Source organism: Olivibacter sp. 47, from assembly GCF_030372825.1.
GTDB lineage: Bacteria > Bacteroidota > Bacteroidia > Sphingobacteriales > Sphingobacteriaceae > Olivibacter > Olivibacter oleidegradans.
This window is the reverse complement of the sequence record NZ_JAUCNR010000001.1, coordinates 216,715-235,299: the sequence shown is the minus strand read 5'-3', so window position 1 is coordinate 235,299 and position 18,585 is coordinate 216,715. Positions and strand designations below refer to the sequence as shown.

General features: G+C 37.5%; 18 protein-coding genes and 1 tRNA gene. 1 reads left to right on the top strand and 18 read right to left on the bottom strand.

The window, feature by feature from the left end; translation table 11 throughout:
- The first annotated feature begins 93 nt into the window (after window positions 1-93).
- Entirely contained in the window at window positions 94-1,332 is a 1,239-nt protein-coding gene (locus tag QT327_RS00935; RefSeq protein WP_289554399.1) for a TlpA family protein disulfide reductase, read from the top strand.
- Here the strand turns inward: QT327_RS00935 and QT327_RS00930 are convergent.
- The 18 genes from QT327_RS00930 to QT327_RS00850 form a co-directional block, all read right to left on the bottom strand.
- The gene (locus QT327_RS00930; RefSeq protein ID WP_289551655.1) at window positions 1,322-2,344 is read right to left on the bottom strand and encodes a hypothetical protein; all 1,023 of its coding nucleotides are present in this window, start codon (window positions 2,342-2,344) and stop codon (window positions 1,322-1,324) included. The genes QT327_RS00935 and QT327_RS00930 overlap by 11 nt on opposite strands.
- Before the next feature lie 47 nt (window positions 2,345-2,391).
- Window positions 2,392-2,670: a hypothetical protein gene (locus tag QT327_RS00925; RefSeq protein WP_289551653.1), complete on the bottom strand. Its 279-nt coding sequence runs from the start codon at window positions 2,668-2,670 to the stop codon at window positions 2,392-2,394.
- A 193-nt stretch (window positions 2,671-2,863) separates the two neighbouring features.
- Window positions 2,864-3,277, bottom strand: a complete 414-nt coding sequence (locus tag QT327_RS28100; RefSeq protein WP_354004803.1) for a MauE/DoxX family redox-associated membrane protein — start codon at window positions 3,275-3,277, stop codon at window positions 2,864-2,866.
- A gap of 374 nt (window positions 3,278-3,651) precedes the next feature.
- Window positions 3,652-4,227, bottom strand: a complete 576-nt coding sequence (locus tag QT327_RS00920; protein ID WP_130858297.1) for a Crp/Fnr family transcriptional regulator — start codon at window positions 4,225-4,227, stop codon at window positions 3,652-3,654.
- 85 nt (window positions 4,228-4,312) lie between these two features.
- Window positions 4,313-6,325, bottom strand: a complete 2,013-nt coding sequence (gene mobC / locus QT327_RS00915; RefSeq protein ID WP_289551651.1) for a conjugal transfer protein MobC — start codon at window positions 6,323-6,325, stop codon at window positions 4,313-4,315.
- Window positions 6,322-7,608, bottom strand: coding sequence for a relaxase/mobilization nuclease domain-containing protein (locus tag QT327_RS00910; RefSeq protein ID WP_289551650.1), 1,287 nt, complete (start codon window positions 7,606-7,608; stop codon window positions 6,322-6,324). The genes mobC and QT327_RS00910 overlap by 4 nt, the downstream gene beginning before the upstream one ends.
- On the bottom strand, window positions 7,590-8,000 hold the full coding sequence (locus tag QT327_RS00905; RefSeq protein WP_289551649.1) for a mobilization protein: 411 nt from the start codon (window positions 7,998-8,000) through the stop codon (window positions 7,590-7,592). Before QT327_RS00905 ends, QT327_RS00910 begins: the two co-directional genes overlap by 19 nt.
- Before the next feature lie 479 nt (window positions 8,001-8,479).
- A complete protein-coding gene (locus QT327_RS00900; protein ID WP_289551648.1) occupies window positions 8,480-10,342 on the bottom strand; it encodes a hypothetical protein in 1,863 nt (620 codons plus the stop codon).
- A 75-nt stretch (window positions 10,343-10,417) separates the two neighbouring features.
- On the bottom strand, window positions 10,418-11,680 hold the full coding sequence (locus QT327_RS00895; RefSeq protein ID WP_289551647.1) for an SIR2 family protein: 1,263 nt from the start codon (window positions 11,678-11,680) through the stop codon (window positions 10,418-10,420).
- A 483-nt stretch (window positions 11,681-12,163) separates the two neighbouring features.
- Window positions 12,164-12,655: a hypothetical protein gene (locus tag QT327_RS00890; protein WP_289551646.1), complete on the bottom strand. Its 492-nt coding sequence runs from the start codon at window positions 12,653-12,655 to the stop codon at window positions 12,164-12,166.
- Between the two features lie 2 nt (window positions 12,656-12,657).
- On the bottom strand, window positions 12,658-13,635 hold the full coding sequence (locus QT327_RS00885; RefSeq protein ID WP_289551645.1) for a hypothetical protein: 978 nt from the start codon (window positions 13,633-13,635) through the stop codon (window positions 12,658-12,660).
- A 118-nt stretch (window positions 13,636-13,753) separates the two neighbouring features.
- Window positions 13,754-13,942, bottom strand: coding sequence for a hypothetical protein (locus QT327_RS00880; protein ID WP_289551644.1), 189 nt, complete (start codon window positions 13,940-13,942; stop codon window positions 13,754-13,756).
- Window positions 13,943-13,956: 14 nt separating this feature from the next.
- A complete protein-coding gene (locus tag QT327_RS00875) occupies window positions 13,957-14,229 on the bottom strand; it encodes a helix-turn-helix domain-containing protein (RefSeq protein WP_289551643.1) in 273 nt (90 codons plus the stop codon).
- A 95-nt stretch (window positions 14,230-14,324) separates the two neighbouring features.
- The gene (locus tag QT327_RS00870) at window positions 14,325-15,575 is read right to left on the bottom strand and encodes a site-specific integrase (protein ID WP_289551641.1); all 1,251 of its coding nucleotides are present in this window, start codon (window positions 15,573-15,575) and stop codon (window positions 14,325-14,327) included.
- A 277-nt stretch (window positions 15,576-15,852) separates the two neighbouring features.
- Window positions 15,853-15,926, bottom strand: a tRNA-Pro gene (locus QT327_RS00865).
- 133 nt (window positions 15,927-16,059) lie between these two features.
- Complete coding sequence (locus tag QT327_RS00860) at window positions 16,060-16,782, bottom strand: SDR family NAD(P)-dependent oxidoreductase (RefSeq protein ID WP_013667496.1); 723 nt, start codon at window positions 16,780-16,782, stop codon at window positions 16,060-16,062.
- Between the two features lie 57 nt (window positions 16,783-16,839).
- Window positions 16,840-17,730, bottom strand: coding sequence for a sensor histidine kinase (locus QT327_RS00855; RefSeq protein WP_289551640.1), 891 nt, complete (start codon window positions 17,728-17,730; stop codon window positions 16,840-16,842).
- A gap of 11 nt (window positions 17,731-17,741) precedes the next feature.
- Window positions 17,742-18,566 carry a HAMP domain-containing protein gene (locus QT327_RS00850; protein WP_289551639.1) on the bottom strand — a complete coding sequence of 275 codons (825 nt, stop codon included), beginning with the start codon at window positions 18,564-18,566 and terminating at the stop codon, window positions 17,742-17,744.
- Between the last annotated feature and the right edge of the window lie 19 nt (window positions 18,567-18,585).

Sequence of the window (18,585 nt, the reverse complement as noted above, 5' to 3'; positions counted from 1 at the left end):
AAACGAAAGAAATATTCCTATTAAACCATTAACAGTAGGAGATACGATAGACCTTACTGCAATCAACGGCTTTGATAGTCCCCAAAAAAAAAAATCAAATCAAAGTATGTGATCATTGACTTTTGGGCAACCTGGTGTTTTGCCTGTCTTAATGGAATGCCGAAGTTATCTGACTTACAAAAGAAATTCGCCGATCAACTGGAAATATTTTACGTTACCTACGAAAATGATAGTCTGGTCAATAACATTTATAAAAAGAATTTAATTCCCAAAGAAATCAAGTCAAATATTATTACGAACGATAAAATATTAAAGAGATACTTTCCATATTTAACCCTGCCCCACGAAGTATGGATCAACGATAAGGGCGTTGTAGTTGCCATTACAGGCGGGAGCGAAATAAGTAAAGAAAATATCCAAAAGTTTTTAGCGAACGAAGAACTTAGGTTGCCGGTCAAAAGAGAAAATTTCAATTATGAAAAAGAGGGGTTAAGTAATGCTGACAGCGATGATGTGCTGTACCGATCAATGCTTTCAAAATATAACCCAAATGCTCCACATCGCGGCATGTTTGACAGAGGAGCCCCGAGCTTCGGCACTGACAGTACGAAGTATAAAACCGTCAATCGGGCGTTTTTTTCGAACTACCCCGTTATACGTCTTTATTACTGCATATACATGTTATGGAAAAACAAAGGAGATGGGAATGTCAATCCGTATCGTGTTGAGGTCAATATAAAAGATGATTCCATCAGGAGGCTATATGCTGACGTTAACACAAAGATTCCTTTTTTCCCGGACTTACCTTTCCGAAAGTGGAAAACCAGACAGGAATACAATAAGCATAATTTATACAGTTATGAATTAAAACTTCGGGAGTTTGTCCCAGATACGCTGGTCTATCAATACATGTTTGATGATTTTAATCGGTTTTTCCCCATAAAAGGGAAAATAGTAAAAAGAAATATTGAATGTCTGGTTCTTTATGTCAAGGATAAAACGAAAGTCGCCGACAGCCTTGTTTATAAGGGTGGCGATCAAAATGCAGCCATAACCACTGAAAAGATAATTATGAGGAAATGGAACATGCGCCACCTCGTTAAGAACTTGAATATGTTCCGGGCAAAGCCGTTTATCAATGAGACGAATATATCCGAGCCTATTGACATCGTAATTGACTTCAGTAAGTCTCCATTTCTCGATAGAAAGCAGGGAAAAGTAGTCAACATGCTAACTTTTGACGAGGATATTTTTGAATCTGAAATGGCCAGATACGGTTTGGGAGTAAAGAAGGAAAAGCGGGTGATCGATATCCTTTCCATTACAGATTGAACAGATCTCTGACAGTAAAAAGACGTAATTCATTGCTATGGTATAACACCAATATTTTATACCGTGATATAAACTTCATTGATTTGATCAGTTTACCTTTGGAAACCGGAAGATAAAAGCTGCCTGAATAGGAAGCGGCCTTTATATCGTATATATCAATCGGAATATGCCGGGTATAATGGGATCGCGATTCATTATCTGCTTTTAGATTGGACGATATATACAGTAGTCCGTCGTGTACGCAGCTCTTTTGGTTTATCGCAAACCTTGCACCATTTTCGCCTTCTTTTAAGCTGTTTGTAACTGTGTCGATAGTGTGAACGATATTTTTTAGGTGTAATGAGGTATCGAAAGTTGTTACCTCATTTTTATAATAGTGCGTATAGACAAAAGTCTGGGTGGAATCATCAAAATTTAATTGCCCATCCGCTATCAGCCCCTTTGGTTCGGATAAAATGGCATTACCGGTATCACAGGATATTGTAACGCCATTAAAACGGCCGATACAAAACTGCTTGAATGTTTCAATACCGGTGTATTTTAAATAGCCATATCTATTATCTGAAATAGGCACGTAATAAATCACCGGAGGCGCTTCAAATCGTGAGAACAGTTTTGGTATATTGTTATCCAGATTAAAAATTTCAACTTCTCCACTGCGGTCGTAACGATAGAGCTGAGCACCTAATAACTGGTACTTGTATTTTTTATTCCCTAAACTTGGCGAAAAATTGCCAATGGTCATAACCGATGTCTGATAAGAATCGTTGTTAAATTTTAACAAAAACCTGGGATCATCTGTCTCCAAAAACGTGTATTTGCCATACGTTCCCAATATTGCAGTTGTCTGTTTTTTTAATATAGACCTGCTGATCTCTTCAAACTGGCCCATGAGAATTTTCCGGTGAAAACCATTGTCTTTTTTATTAGGTAAATCAGCCATTGCCCATAACCCATAGATTATCAGAATGGGTAATGTAAGCGAAATCAGCAAAGAAACAAAAACTCTCATCTCATCATGTTAACAATGAGCGGATTCTCCGCTCATTGTTTGAAAATCTAAAATTTATTTTCATTTCCGTTCCACTCTAAGTTTGGAGCAGTAGAATTCTGATCCGTTGGCTCCGCACAGGTTTGCTGAGAACCTTGGCACAAAGGCGAAATTTCAGATTCGGGTCCCACCAGATTAAAATTCGGATGTGATGAATCTGTAATACGGTATTCCTCTTCCTGAACCTTTAGCACCGAGGCCTTTGCTACAATGTCATTGTTCATTGCCCAATTTGCCACACCGACCAACCCAGCAGCCAATGTGATTCTTAAAATTGTTTTTTTCATCTATTTAAATTTATTTTTTAGTGGTGATGAAGCTATCAGATTTATTCATATCCTGTTTGGTTTGAATAGATCATGATAGCTTCATTTTATTTGTTGTTAGTTCTTAAAAATTCGCTTTTCAGATAGATCGTCAGTGATATAGCACATCTTAGTTAAGGTGGCGAATGCGGATATAAATTGTTTAACAGTTTTTTCATGACTTTGGTATTTGATTCTGTGGATTGGTTTCCTCTATTAAAACTCCAATGATCGCCAGTACCAGAAACACAATATTGAATATTAAATGTTGCTGCCATGAAAGTGACTCTATAGCAGCCGAGCACAGGCATGAAGTAAAGTAGCTGAAGTTTACAAGCATATATATGTATGCGGTGAATAAGCTCATAAGAAAAACCGATGCGTACAAGCCTTTTAATCTTGTTTTATCTATACTTAATACAACGGCCACTGCCAACTCAACCAATGGCGTCCCTATTGCAGTTATGAAAGCATAATTCATAAGAAATGGAGATTTACCCAATTCACTGTAAAACCTCTCAAAGCGAATTGCCTTGTCAAATGCAGTTAAACCAAAAAGACCAATGAGAAGAATACCAATTACTTCCAGTGTTATCTCTTGCCAGTTCTTCTTTTCCTTTTTCTTTTTATATCTATATACAAGGCATCCATATGGGTATCTTAAAAGCTGTTATCTAATATGATAAAGTTCTGAAAGTGAGAAATAAATTTTTGTATCAGTTTTCGAAAACTTTTGTCGGATATGAGACATGGCTTTGTCGTAAAAGACACAGATTCTTGTCACAAAAACGATAAATTTTAGGTCATTAATCACGATTAAGCAGCTCTTATGTCGAACTAGAGGGGATTTGAAAGAAATGTAGCGCGGAATAAAATGGTTTCACCCCATAAAAATAGCTTATGTGAAAATCTGCCTATTTTCGGCTTGGTGTAGAGAAAACCTGCGATTTTACTGTAGTGGTTTTATTTGATAATCTTGTACAGATATCTTCTGTCAATTTGTAGGTATTGAGCCTGTTGTTCAATGGTCAGTTTTCTGGCAAGATCAGGATATTCCATAAGAAAGTAATTATATCGGTCTGTTGCATTTTTAATTCGCAGCATGATCTCTCTTCCGGCACCTTCCACTACGGCCTCTTCATAAATTTCCAGCAGCATTCTGTACATATTGATGTTGTTGCGTGCAATGGCATCTGCGCGTAAAAGGTTAAGGGCGTATCCTTCTGTATCATTTAAAACCTGAATAAGTTCCTCTTTTTTTGTTCCGGATAGAAAGCCATTACCCGGCACTATAAATCCTTTATCGATTATCCACAAGCAGTAGTCTCCACTGGATTTGGAAACCACACTTCTTACCAGACCACCTGTGATATAATAAAGATATGCAGTAGAAATACCTGTAGGATAGGAAATCACCCAGCTTCGTTTAAATGAAATTGGGGAGAAGAGATCCTCTAACAACATGATGGTCTTTTCGTTAGCTGTTTTTAGGGATTGTAGTCTTTGTCGTAATTCCACCATAGCCTGAATTTTATTCATAAAGGAAAAATTATTTTTTTAATAAAATGGGTGGTTAGGGTGGCGCGGATTAACCACCCATTTTACAATCGATTAAAAAAGTACTTTATAAAGACAGGGAAGTCTGTTCAGGAGGCGTTGGAATATTTTTTGGAAGGGCGTCATTTTCTTTGGGTAGTGACCCGGTTATCTTTGCCAGCTCTTTTGTTATCAACTGCTGTATATCATCCTTTATACTGAGATAGGTTTCCTGTATGTCCTCTGAAGTCACCTTTTCAACAAGCGGTATATCTCTATAAGAAGCTTCTTCTGCCTTTATTGCCTCATGGTCATTTTGTATTTCTGCATGAAAAATTTTCTGTGGTATCTTACAGTCTGGGTTGTCGGCAACAATGCCAACAAACACGCCTGATGAAAGTGTTGCTATCTTGCTTGCCGGAATGGCCGCATCCAACTGCGTAGATTTGGAAATGGATGTATCACTGCTGTTTATGCTCAGGCTCTGTCGATCCTGAACAATTTTGCCAAATGTCTCCGATAACTTTTTTGCAGTATCGCCGCTCACCTGTCCGCTGATAATATTTCCGACAATTCCGGTTATTACATCAGCTTGGTCGGCCCCGTAATCTTTTTTTAGCTGGCTGAAATCCTGAACGGCTAATACGGTAGCTACTTTGTTGCTCCTTGCTGTGGCAATAAGGCTATCAATATTGTTAAAGTAGATCGTTGGAAACTCATCAAAAATAAGGCTGCTTTTAAGCTGTCCTTTCCTGTTGACCAGTTTTATCATCCTTGAAATGAAGAGAGAAAGTACCGGGCCGAACACCTGTAGTTTCTGCGGGTTGTTGCCGACGCATACAATTTTCGGAGCTTTTGGGTTATTAACATCCAAGGTAAAATCATTGCCGCTCAGAACATAATATAATTGGGGCGAGGATAATCTGGCCAATCCGATTTTTGCGCTGGCGATCTGTCCTTCAAGCTGCTCTTTTGCATTATTCTGAAAGGCGGATATAAATGGGTTGATCAATACCTTGATCTGTTCCTCCTGTTGTAATACCGCAAAAAGCGGATCGTAATCCATCTGCATTAGCTCTATAACATGCGGCAGGGTGCAATATCTCCCATTTTCATACTTCCGAAGAAACCAGATAATGGCTGTTAGGAAGTTTATGGGACTCTCTACAAAGAAATCACCTTCCTTTTTTATCCAGTCGCGGTTAAGCCCAAGCATAATGGTGCGGCTTGCCTCTGTGGCGTCTGTAATATCGTCCATACTTTCTGGATCCAATGGATTGCACCTGTGGTATATTTTCTCGAAATCGATCACCCAGAAGGTTGGCTTCACAGCATAATTCTTCCGATATCTCAATAATGCATTATAGGTAATCTTGGACAGATCATCGAATTTAAAATCATATAAGAAGACTGAGAACCCCTTTTTTATATGCTGATCAATGATATGGCGGATGACAAAATAACTTTTCCCTGCGCCAGGGGTTCCTGCTACCAATAATCCTCTGAAAAGATTAATGAAGTTTATCCAACCGTTCCTTATCTTTCCCTTAAGCTGATATTTTGTCGGAAGGTTAACGGAAAATTCGTTTTCCAACAGCCGTTCTTCCTGTGGAAAGGTTTCATTCTCGGTATTGAAGATATCATGGCTAAACTTTTCTTTTAATAGCCTTGAGAGGTATACGCCTCCTGTTAGGATCAGGAGGTAGCCTATTGATGTCATCAGCATATAGAGTGCTGCAATGACCGCTATTCGTGTAGGGAGATAAAAACAAAGTATACTTATGAAGTAAAGTAACAGTCCGGTAATAATATAGCAAACGATCACCCTTACCTTCATCTTTTCATCCTTTTTGCCCTTTGCTCCCAACAGGGATATTGACAGCAAACCCAGTGAAGCAAGTTTGGGCAAGAAGATGTGGGAATAAAGGCCCGTCTTTGCAATAACACTTATGATTCGATTGGTAATTTCTGCTGTCCAGCCCCATTGTTCAAAAACTTTATAACAGCATAGGTAAAAATGGATAGCCAATATGAATATGCTGATCAGTCTAGAAAAGTCTATAATTTTCCTTAAGCCCTGTATATCTTCTCCTGTGTTCATGGTTGTTTTCGCTTTATCTGTCTTTTTTTCTTTTTGGAAGTAATAGAAGGTGCATATCCGGTATACTCGGGATTAAGAAGGTCTTTCAGTATTTTATCGGTTGTAGTGGAGACAGTCAGATTGGAAAAGTTGATTTTTCCGGCATGTTGAAGGTGCTTTTTTTCATTGTGGGGTTTTAGGTAACTGTTTATTCTTTTTGGTTTCGCCAGATAGGTCTTGACCTTATCATTTTCGGCAAGTTTTTCCTTCAGGGCTTTTGCACTGTAAGCTTTCCCAAGACTGCTGCCATTAAAAACGGTTTTACACCGGTGATCAATAAACGTGGTGCCGTATATAAACCCTTCTTCGTTCTGGCGGAAAACAAGCGCTATCTCACTTTTCTGTAATTCGGTATTCAAGGTCTGTTTAGTAACGCCTTCATACCTGTTAAGCACCTGGTCGATCCGCTCTTTTAGATCATCGCGATACGGCTTCCTCTTCTCGACATTCTGTTCAAACTTTCTTTCCAACCGTTTAAGGATAGGTTTACTATAAAAGCTGCTTGCTTTGATCGGAACTCCAACTTTATTGCCCTGTCTGTCCAGTACTGAATAAAGAAGACCTTTTTGTCTGAACATTTCGCTTTCCTCACTCCCCCTGTCTACCACGACATTGAACTGTTTGAGCACTGCATTAAATTCTGCAAGTGACGTGAACTTATAGCTATTCATCACCGTCGTAACCACACTGCCGATTGCCCTTTTGGTAGGCAAATGACCATATTGTATTTTCTCAGGATCAATTGCCTTTATAGCTGGCTCTGGATGATATGTTTTGCTCTCCGCTCTTATCAGGCCAAATTCTTTCTCTATGAATTTTCTTGCCTGTTCCGATTTTATCCTTCCTATGTTATGTAGGTCGATAGAGTTGCCATCCTTTTTTATATTTACCGTTGCGATGTGGAAATGCTGATGGGAAACATCGTGGTGCCGATATACCAGAAAAGGTTGGTCACCAAACCCGATACCTTCCATATAGGCTGCTGCGATCTGTTGCATTTCAGCGTCGGCCAATTTTTCGCTTGAATGGAAGTTAAGTGAAATATGAAGTGCATTCGTTTTTACACTTGGTTTGAGATCGGTTAGATGTTCAAATCGCGTAAGTTTATGAGCGAAATTCAACTTTTTGATGTCATCTGCAAACCCACTGGCCATAATCAGCGTAGCAGAACCTTCCGCAACCTTCTGCTCGTTATAATGCAATATGCCCCGAATACTTTTACCTATCATGATCTTTGCAACCATTTTTCAGCAAGTTTTGAAACAATACTTAACAGATGTTCCAGCTTAGGTTCCATCTGCTTATAAACGCTGGCAGTTTTAAGAGCGAAAAAGGCCCGTTCAGCCTCATTCTGACTGGTATGGAAACGATGCGTCTGTTGATTGATATTTATACCTATAGCTTTAATCTCTTTTCTTATCAATGCAAGCTCTTCCATAGGACCATTCATAGAAATATCCTTGTGCAGGTAGGTTATCGGTTGTTTTAAAAGTATCTTTCTGACCACTTCTCCAATGCTCCTGCAATCACTTTCTTTTCTGACCTTTTCAAGCTTATTAAACTCATTCAAGGTGACCCTTATAACAATCGGATTAGTAAGTACCTGTTCTTGATCTTTGATTTTTTTCTTGGGCATAAATTACACTTTTAGAAGGTTCAGACTTTGCGAGTTCCGAGCAAAGTCCCCGGCCTCAAGGACGGAAAAGATATTTTCGTATACGAAAATACATCTTTGCTGCCCACCCTCGTGGGCCGTCGTTGACCTGCCCGAACGTAGTCTGAACTTCGGTTATAGAAATTACTTTTGATCTTGACTTCCCATACTTAGTTAGGCAATTACTGATAATTTTCGCTGGTGTCTTCGAGTGGATGGAGTGGTATGAAAGACCGAAGGAGTTGCGTAATCCTTGTGCGGGTATTTCCTACTGGCCTTATAATAGGTTTCAGATCTTTGGGTAGATCTGCTCTTTTAATAGCTTTTTTTGTGTGTTCCTTTTCATGGCTTTGACTTTATTTTCAGTCAAAGTTGAGGGGAACTAATATGGTTACTTGACAATCTGTTAGGGAGTGGTTAAAGATTTATGGGAACTATTTTGCCTGGCCGTTAATTTCTTATTATCTCCTATAATGGATATCCAAAAGCCTTTTAATAACGTAAATTCTTCCCTTCGTTAGTTCTACATCGACTTTTCCTTCTTTAAGGTGTAATTTTCTAATCCATCCATGTAACTCTTCCTTCAAATATTGCAAAACGTTTACCTTGTTGAACTGTTGAGCTCTCTTATTTTTTAAAGTAGAAAAGTGTACTCCCCAATAAATATAAATATTAGAACTTTCACTTTTAAGGTAATTTGAACTTGCAATATGAAAAGCAGAGATAATATTATTATCAAAAACATTATCATAAAATTTCTTGGCAAACTGAATAGCTTTGTCGTTTTGTACGGCTGTCAGTGTACCGACATAACCTCTTGACCCTGATGAAATGAATGATGTTGAAACCTTAGCCCATGACCAACATATATTATTAAAAATAATGGGGTGTACTTTATTGCCCCCTACAGAATCAAAAATAGCAGAATAATTAAAATCCGAACAGGTTATACTATTTGAGTTAAAAACTCTTTCGACTTTATTTCTTTTTATTACTTTTCTTGAAGCATAAGCCTTTCTAATTGCAGGCAATATAGTCGCATAAAATTCACTGGAATAACTCTCTGCTTTAAGTTCCTCACTTCTCCATTCAAATCCATCAAGTTTTTTAAAATAATACAGGGTTTCTACCAAATGGGAATCCTCATAAGGGTTTAAAGCAATGCTTAATACTTCATCAAACTCAATTGTATGTTTTTTAGAATGGTTATCATAAAATTGCACTATGCAGTTTGTTCCCATTACATCGCCTCCATGACTACAGATGTGTAAAAGGTCAAAAGGGTAATTTTCTACTACCGTTTTTAGATTGTATACAGTGGCATTCCCTCCTGCTAAAAAGTTAATATAGAAGTTTTCGAAGTCAAATAAAGATGCTAGGTCATCCACCTCCTCTTTAGAGAATTTAGAGAACTTTCCGGGCGAAAAGATCACAGCCGAACCTAGTCCACCAAACTTTTCATAAATAAAAGAATTAAAGAGAAAAAAATCAGGGCGAAGTTCAATATTGACGTAGGAATTGGGGATTTCTATTCCAATAAGCGAGTATGGTAGACCTTGTGTGAAAAAGGTTACAAAATTATACATACCAAAATCAATGTCTCCAATTCTATTAAAGATCTTTTCTTTCAGTTTATTCAGCGGTTCTTCCCTCTTTCTGTTCCAAGATTCCAAAAGGGATAAAATTTCTTCATCTTCACCCTCTTCTAGCTTCTCAACAAACTTTATCTCAGAGTCAATACTTAATGCATAATTCATAGCTAAAAGTGACCTTGAGTCTTTGTAACTTTCTATGACAACTAGTCCATCTTGCTCATGTACTTCAAAATTTTCCTCGATATTTTGATCATCATTGATTATTTTGAGGATAGCATCTCGCCTTATTGCAGTAATTGTGCCTTGGAATATCTGTTGCATAGAACATTCGATAGTTTCCTCTTTATTAGCGCCAAAACCACCTAGATAAGTTTCTATATCTCCATAATCCTGAATATCCAATACATAGTAATGTTCAAGAAAATCCAGATAGGATTTTTGGCCGTCGTTAATTCCAAGTAAAATGATATTTTCACACTTTTGATTTTCGATTAAGGCATTATTCAGAAACACTGAAAACTCATGAGCACGCCTTCGACGAATTGCATTAACATCTGATTCAGCAATGATGCCCTCTTGAGTAAAATCTATATTTGAAAATAAGAAAATTGGTAAATACTGATTGGGTTTATATAGATATGAAAGAGCTAAACAAGCTAACTCGTATTTATCCTCGTTTACTATAAAAACAAAGTCATTACGTAAAATAGGGGGTTTAAAAGTTGTCATTTCAGAAGTTAAATTTAAAGTCAGATTTTAGGAAACACTGAATGAACCCACAACAGAGGATTATTAAGATACTCTTCAAAGCCCATTGTGTATATTCTTACGTGGCCAGTCAAAAATACTATATAAATTTATTTCCAGTTTTTTCAATATTGGATTTTCAGATCTAGATCCTACAAATCTTTCTATAAATTGTTGGTTTATATCATTTTTTATAAATCCTGGATCAACAACATGCACAATAATATCTTTATTATATCGCAAAGCTATTTTGATGCTTTCATTAATATGCTCGTCTCCAAACGAATATCCAATTATAAACAAATGCGATGCAGTGACGCTGGATCTATCGAATGATGCTTGCATCTGCTTAATAGGAGATAACATTCCGCGTTGGGCCTTTTGATATCCAGTAATAATATTGGTCAACAACATTGTTTTACCCTTTTCCATCTGAAATGAAGAGGGAGAATAATTTGACTGCAAATTGGGATAGGATGATAGAAACAGTTCAGCGTTAGGCAAACTGTGTTTGTCCAAACCCTCAAGATCCCAATATATTGACCCATGAAGATTGTAGTGTGAATTGGTGTCAAAATCGGAAAGAATCTTTAAAATATTAGCGCGAATCTGCTCATCTTGAATAAATTCCCCGCAATCAAAGCCCTCGAAAATCTTATGTCCACTTTTTTCTAACAGGATCTTAAACAACCTGTCATAGTTCAATGTATAAAGCTTTACAGAATTTTTACTTAGGTATTGTTTCATCCATTTAATGAAATTTTGGCTTATAGTTGATTCTGTATCTATGCTTGAGGATTCTTGAGAATGATATGCATATTCAATAATTCGAGTTGTGATAGCTGTATATAACTCAAGCAGGAGATGTTGAAAGAAAAACTGCTCTGGCGCCTCATCGTGATAACAATGAGATGAAATATATTCAGCCCCATATCGTTTTCTTGTTTTAATTTGATAGCCATGTTTGACTATCCCTCCAACTATTTCAAAATTAAGCAACTTGTCTTCGAATATTGCGTTAGAAAAACATCGTGGTAAAGATGGAATACCGCCACTTGTCCGCCATGATCGATAATCGAACTTACTATAAAATACTACTAACTCTTCGATGACATTTATAATAGTCTCAAAATTGACATCTCTCTCTTGGTAACCATTGTCTAATAGCACATTATAGATAAACTGGGTAATAGTGACATCTTCACCCTTTACCAAATAGCCACTGTTGAGTACCATTTCAGTTAGTTCTGATGTTTTTGGGGCACCCCAAGACAGTGCAGCTCCGGCACCGAATAAAAAAACACTATGTTTTTGTTTCATTATAAATGCCAATAAAATAGCACAATCTAAATATCATAAATTTATGCGAAATCACTAAATAATATTTTCCTTTAAATACTGAACTGATGTTTGGAAGTTTTACAAAAAAAAAGCGTCAGAGATTCATTGAATTTATATTATCCAATACTCGCCAAAATTCGAGATGAGTCTCTTATATTATTCAGGAGGGGATGTAACACAAAGGATCTCAACATGTTAAAATTATTCCCTCGGACGGCCAATTAATGAAGAAATTAATAATCATGCTGTTCTGTGACCCTTAATCTATTTGTTAATAGTAGTCCTTTTCGAAAAAAGCGCGTGGAGTTATACTTATCCGATTAATAATAAATAGCAAAAAATATTAGTAACGATTACATTATCGAAATCAACCTTAAGTTACTATTCTCTCGAGCAATATGCCTCTTCTAAGAATCTATACAAAAGTATATAACTTTTAACCCATTTAAAAATAACCTATCATTAGTCCTTTTGAAGTGCCACGATTTTAGTCAAGATCAATAAACTTCTCCATAATGTTGCCACAATTATTGTTAATCCAAGTACATTAGTAAAAAACAAAAACTTCAATAAAACTTCGTTTAGAAATATCTTTAATGAAAACCCCAACACAGCTACAAAAATTAATGATTTTATACAATTTTTTAACAAGGTTACAGTTTGAAAATAAAGCTTTGATGAAAAAAAAAGATCAAAAAGCGGAACATCTTCGTTATTTCTTCCATTGGGTGTTTTAGCTCCCGTCTTGAAAGTAATTAATACTGTTAATAATGTAAGAATAAATCCAGCTAACGTAAGAGCGATAGTAGATAAATCGCTAGTAATTGCCACTGTATTTTCAAAACTTGGCAATTGAAGATAACCCTTATAATGTAAAAAATAACACGCACCGCATATTACCAATGCTAACGTATAGTCATATAGTATAGGCGATTTAAAATACTTATCAATCATGACTATTGACCTAGATCTTGGATAAATTGATCGAAATCATCTTTAATAATCTCATACCATTCACTTGTCTTTCTTATTGCCTGAAGGTCAATATCTTTTACAACCTCCCTTTTCCCTTTGAGCAAGCTGAAAAGATTTTCGACGCCTTCTTTATCTTCATATTTCACTTCAAAATGTTCGAAACAATCTATATTAAATGGTCTTCCTTTGAATTTTCTTAAAAAATTCAAAATCATATTATTGGCATCTTTGTTAAGCTCAACGCTTTTAACCTTGCTACCCGGAGATTGAAAAAGAGCTTCGACCTTAATAAATTTTGGTTTTAATTTATTTCCCATTGTACTTATACCGGAGATATAACCTTTCAAATCATTATCCATCTGCGCAACTTTTTGGGGCTGTAGCTTCATTTCAAAATTTAAAACGTTATGCAAAGATGCCAATGTTTTATCAATAGTATTGTCCATGAATATTGTAGCTTCAGTAGCCTTTGCCAATCTTTCTTTGTTGGACACATTACGAAAATAATATTCAATATCGGAAATTCTTGGGCCATTGTTATTAAATTCCAGACAAATAATGGCAGGTGTGACGCTGTAATCTATAAAAAAATGGGTCTGTTCAACTATAGATCCATTGGCTTTATCCAGAGGCACTAAGTTAAAGGAATCAGCCGGTTTCAACATAGGTTGTTTTCCTCCTCTTAGTAAAGCCATAGAACAACGCATTCTCTTTTCTTTCAGCATTATTATTGCGTTATTCATGAAAATTTCCCTTCTTTCGGTTCCTTTCCTATTATTGTATCTGTCCACAAGATAGCCATTTCCATTTTGTAATTGTTGACTCACATAAGTTATTACTTTAAACAATATATCATTACTTTTTAAATCGCTGCTTTCTTTAAAAGGAGTGAACTTAATTGAATAGAAATGAAACCTAATTGGTATTAAATTTTCATTTTCTTTCTCTTTATCAGGCATGTAGAATGGTTTATAAAATTTTTATCCAATTTCGAACAAAAATTTTATTAAATCAATATTGAAATTAAGAAATTTTAAATAGCTTAAGGTATACCGTGTAAACGGAGATCGGCTGGTTTCAACATAAAATGCTCGCTTCAATAATACGGCTTCCGAAATAACAGGTGTAGTAATTTTTTTTAGTAAAGAAGAACCCGTAAATAGTATTTCCATATTCCGTATTGTTTCCTTTAAAACGTTCATCAAATTTCCCGAATTTCGCATTTGTACCGTGGTAGACTTTTTCAACCAGCTTTTTATTTACCATTTTACATATGTTTATTAACCTTTGTTTCCTTCAATCAAATCAGTTATGTCTTCGTATCGGTAATACATTAGACCTCCAATTTTAGAGTACCTTAACGTACCGTTTCTTCTTAATGTCTGTAACGTGCCCGCAGATATGCCCAAAAGATTACGTACCTCATAACTTTTAAGCCATTCCTTTTGTTCCTCCTTTTTATGTATTCCGAAAGCTGGCCTTTTTAACTCTGCAAAAAGCTCTCTCTTGAACTTCTCTAAGTCCTCTTTTGTAATAAATTCAATAGTTGCCATGTCTTTTGTTTTTATCTTCTTGGCAAAGCTAACTATCAATTTACAGATAAGTTGATGACCTTTTGGGTACTACCCAAAAAACATTTCATCACCAATCAAATTGCATGTAATAACGATTCGTTCCTTTTCGCCATAAGCGACTTCATATCATTTGCAACTTTCTTTTTCTTTACCTTTGCATATATCTGCGTAGTACGGATACTAGCATGGCCAAGCATGGCCGAAACGCTTTCAATACTTACCCCGTTCTCTAATGTGACAGTGGTTGCAAATGTGTGACGCGCTACATGGAAAGTGACTTTTTTGCTGATCCCAGCAAGTGCAGCTATTACCTTTAAATACCTGTTGGTTGTTTGGTTTGTGTAGTAGGGAAATATTGTTCCTTTTGCGAGTGATGCGGGATGATTCCTATACTTTTCAATCAGCTTCAACGCTTCCGGTAAAAGGAGTACAAAAAATTTCTGCTCGGTGGTATTAAAGGTTTTCTTTCTTACCATCTCCAACCAATGGTCACCGTTTTCGTCCCGAATGATATGTTGATGACTGAAATTACATATTTCACTGTATCCCAATCCGGTGTAACAACTGAAAAGGAACATATCCTGGACTATAATCTGGCCGAATTTGAAGAGCTTGACCTTTCTGAATCTTTCCAGTTCATTACTATCAAGTGGTTCCCTGTCTTTTCTCACCATCTTTCGCTCAAAATGCTCAAAGGGATCGTTCTTGATCCATTTGTTTTTAAGGGCAATGCCTACCATCTTTTTAAGCCTTTCCATGTGCTTCATGGCGGTATTATTGGAGCAGGGCCGTTGCCCTTTATCGGGCTTACGTGTTAGCAGGAAAATTTTAAAATCAGTGATGAACTGGTTTCCGATCTGGGAAAGGTGGATGTCCGCTCTTTTTTTCAGCGAAATAAATTCATGGATGAAGCGCTCGGTAGTCCGGTAGTTCTTCATTGTTCCTTCAGTGAGCACCTTACCGATTACCGTGTTGTGGTATTTGATCAGCGCTTTCAATGTACTGATCTCAACATTGACACCTAAGACCTTTGCTTTGATCGCTTCCGAAGAAACCGGCAGTTTGTCCCTGACAAGTTCATCATAGGCATTGTCAATATCTTTCCTATAAGACCTTAGCTTACCACTGGCACGTTCATCTTCGTTGGTCTTACTTTCAATTTTTTGTTTATCATGGTTCCATGATGAAATACTGACCCTGCATTTTAGGGAAAGGTCCGCGGGTACTCCGTCCACCCATATACGTGCATAGAGCGGTGCGGTACCTTTGCTGGCTTTGTCTTTCTTAAGAAAGAACTGAAAATTGAATGTCTGATGGCTTGTCATATCATTTGCCCCTTTCTATGCCATTCTGATATGCCTTGCCGCCCTTAAAAAGTCAAGGCATAACAAAACATATCAAAAGGCATTAAAATAAATTAAAAACAACTGAATTACAATTGATTACACCTATTATCAGTACAATAATACGAGAAAAGGACAGGGCACGGAATAGGGCACAAAAACCTTGATATGCCTTGTATTATCTTGATATGACAAAAATGAAAAAAGCCCCTAAATGTGATATTTAGAGGCTTTTTGTAGGCTTTTGTTGCCTATGTTGTCGGGGTGGCAGGATTCGAACCTACGACCTCCACATCCCAAATGTGGCGCGATACCGGGCTACGCTACACCCCGATGTTGGTATCAACTTGAATGCGCTGCAAATATAGTCCTAAGTTTCAATTTGTCAAATGATATTTGCTGCGCAACCACTAAGTGACTGAAACCAAATACAATAATTTTAATTGGGTCTACTTAATATAGAAAATTACAAACGCTTATGTATAAAGTCGGGTAAATAACGGTATATCCATGCAATAATTTGCCATCGACGGGTTATGTACGCCGTGTTCTTCCTTCTGTCAATCGCTTGGACGATCTGCTTCGCTGCTTTTTCGACAGGGGCTACCCAAAATTTAACGGGCGATTTGGCCATAGGCGTGTCTACAAAGCCCGGGCAAATATCAGTAACAATAATCTCTTTTTGCAAATGAAAAGCTTTTTGGCGAAGACTTTCTAAGTACCGAATTTGGTAAGCTTTAGTAGCACTATAAGCGGGGGCCTGTCTGCTACCTCGTAAGCCTGCAAGGGAGGTGATGGCGACCAGATGCCCGTAACCTTGTTGAAGGAAATAATTGAAAGCCCAATCGGCCACACAGGTGAAGCCACACACATTAAGTGCTATCATTTCATTTTCCACAGAAAAATCAAGCGCCTCATTCACTTCTCCGTTTCCTGCACTTATAATTAACAGATCCAGGCCGCCCATCTGCTGCACTAATTCTTCGAGATACCCAGGGCAGGTGTGGGTTTCTTGAATGTCAAATGAAGAGACATAAATATTGCCCGGATACTTGTTTTTTAATTCATACAACAATGCACCACGTCTTCCGGTAATACCGAGAGCATTGCCCTTGGCCGCTAAAAGCGTTGCTAAAACGCTGCCAATGCCGGAACTTGCACCCACGATAACGATTCTCTTTCCTGTCATTGCATAGTAGTATTAAATGAACAGATTAGATAGGCCAATATAACGAAAGTTACGCCACTAAACCGGAAAACTGAAATAAAAAGTGCTGCCAATACCAAGCGCACTTTCGACACCGATTTCACCTCCCTGTGCTTCTATAAACTCTTTGCTAATTGCTAAGCCTAAACCCGAGCCCGAGCGATTACTACCGGGAATTTGAAAATAGCGCTCAAAAATGCGTTGCGTATACCGCTCGTCAATGCCTCTGCCATTATCCTTTACACTGAAGCGTAACACCTTAGCCTCCAAACGGATTGAAATAATAATGGTGCCCTGTTCGGGCGAGTAACGAATGGCATTGCTTAAAAAATTTGTCAGGACCCACGCTGTTTTTTCGGGATCTACTTTCACGTTCGGTAATGGATCTTCTACTTGCAGATCGAAGTGGATCATTTTATGATCGGCGGCAGTTTGTACTGCTGACAATGCATAATGAAGAATCTCTTCAGGTTTGCTTTGCCGAAGGTTCAATTGTATATTTCCCGTTTCCACTTGCGACATATTTAAGAGCTCACCGGTTATCAGTAATAACCGATTACTATCTTCCGCAATTCCGGCTACCAACTGCTGTTGTTCGTTATTTAATGACCCGGTAAGTTTGTTGTTCAGCAGTTCTAAACTCATCTTGATTGATGAAATGGGCGTCTTCAATTCATGGGAAACTGTTGCAATAAAATTAGTTTTAGCCAAATCAAGTTCTCTAAACGGAGTGATATTCTTAAGCATAATCACATGGCCGATAAACTGCGGTCTAGTTTCGCCCGTAGGGACGATATTTATTGGGATATGTTCCTTTTCGAAGAAGCTCTCCTTGCCATCTGCAAAAATCTTGATGGGTTCTTTTTTGGTTGGCTTCGTCTCTTGAAGGTTTAAATCTTTTGCGAGTAGACGTAAGAGGTCGTTATACAACGCAAGCTCGATTATTTTTTTCCTATAACTTCTTCTTTCTTAAAACCTACTATTTGTAAGGCCTCATTGTTTGTAAAGATCACTACCTGATTTTCATCCAAACCGATAACCGGATCGTGCATATTGTTAATCAACGTTTCTATCCGCTTCTTTTCCATTAGAAGTCGCGACAGGTTGCTCCCGGCGTATTCTTCTAACTTTTCTGCCATGATATTGAAGGAATGAGCCAGCTCCCCAAATTCGTTATTGCTTTCAAAATGCACCCGCTGATGGTAGTTATGGGCAGTAATTTCTCTAATGCTATTGGTGAGCTCCCGAATTGGATTGGCAATGTTGCCAGGTAAATTTATTAACAAGGTAAAAGCAATAATAAAACAAAGGGCGCCGGTAGTACCTATCCATATGTTGGCATTTTCAGCGGTTAGAGAAGCAGCATCGCTTTTGCGAGCGATGGCATTCATGTTGAGTCGCATGATCTCACCTATATCTTGTCTTATTAATTTATAATAGGCGTCGTTTTTTCCTGAGTCGCGAATAAGCTCGTTAAAATGCGCTTTTAGTTTGTTCGTCGCTTCTCTTTCTCCCGGTTCAGTGAGATTAGCCAGTTGTTTTTCAAGATTTGATCGAAAGGTATCCAATGAACCTGCACGTTCGGGAATATCGTCGAGTGCGATCAACATTTGTCTCGAATACGCCAAGGTTTTATAATTGGCAACTAAGATATTCTCTGTGTCCTTCTTTAATGCATTGACGTACCAAATGCTAATGACAGAAAGCAGTACGATCAACAAAAAGAGAAGTCCTACTCCCAAGGTAAGTTTAGTCTTCGTTTTCATTCGGTTTTTTTTAACATTC

Bases quoted from the DNA above. Each gene is read 5' to 3' on its own strand.
- QT327_RS00895 (WP_289551647.1), bottom strand. From the start codon at position 11,680: ATGAAACAAAAACATAGTGTTTTTTTATTCGGTGCCGGAGCTGCACTG.
- QT327_RS00930 (WP_289551655.1), bottom strand. From the start codon at position 2,344: ATGAGAGTTTTTGTTTCTTTGCTGATTTCGCTTACATTACCCATTCTG.
- QT327_RS00910 (WP_289551650.1), bottom strand. From the start codon at position 7,608: ATGGTTGCAAAGATCATGATAGGTAAAAGTATTCGGGGCATATTGCAT.
- QT327_RS00885 (WP_289551645.1), bottom strand. From the start codon at position 13,635: ATGCCTGATAAAGAGAAAGAAAATGAAAATTTAATACCAATTAGGTTT.
- QT327_RS00890 (WP_289551646.1), bottom strand. From the start codon at position 12,655: ATGATTGATAAGTATTTTAAATCGCCTATACTATATGACTATACGTTA.
- QT327_RS00920 (WP_130858297.1), bottom strand. From the start codon at position 4,227: ATGAATAAAATTCAGGCTATGGTGGAATTACGACAAAGACTACAATCC.
- QT327_RS00925 (WP_289551653.1), bottom strand. From the start codon at position 2,670: ATGAAAAAAACAATTTTAAGAATCACATTGGCTGCTGGGTTGGTCGGT.
- QT327_RS00850 (WP_289551639.1), bottom strand. From the start codon at position 18,566: ATGAAAACGAAGACTAAACTTACCTTGGGAGTAGGACTTCTCTTTTTG.
- QT327_RS00880 (WP_289551644.1), bottom strand. From the start codon at position 13,942: ATGGTAAATAAAAAGCTGGTTGAAAAAGTCTACCACGGTACAAATGCG.
- QT327_RS00905 (WP_289551649.1), bottom strand. From the start codon at position 8,000: ATGCCCAAGAAAAAAATCAAAGATCAAGAACAGGTACTTACTAATCCG.
- QT327_RS00860 (WP_013667496.1), bottom strand. From the start codon at position 16,782: ATGACAGGAAAGAGAATCGTTATCGTGGGTGCAAGTTCCGGCATTGGC.
- QT327_RS00870 (WP_289551641.1), bottom strand. From the start codon at position 15,575: ATGACAAGCCATCAGACATTCAATTTTCAGTTCTTTCTTAAGAAAGAC.
- QT327_RS00875 (WP_289551643.1), bottom strand. From the start codon at position 14,229: ATGGCAACTATTGAATTTATTACAAAAGAGGACTTAGAGAAGTTCAAG.
- mobC (WP_289551651.1), bottom strand. From the start codon at position 6,325: ATGAACACAGGAGAAGATATACAGGGCTTAAGGAAAATTATAGACTTT.
- QT327_RS00900 (WP_289551648.1), bottom strand. From the start codon at position 10,342: ATGACAACTTTTAAACCCCCTATTTTACGTAATGACTTTGTTTTTATA.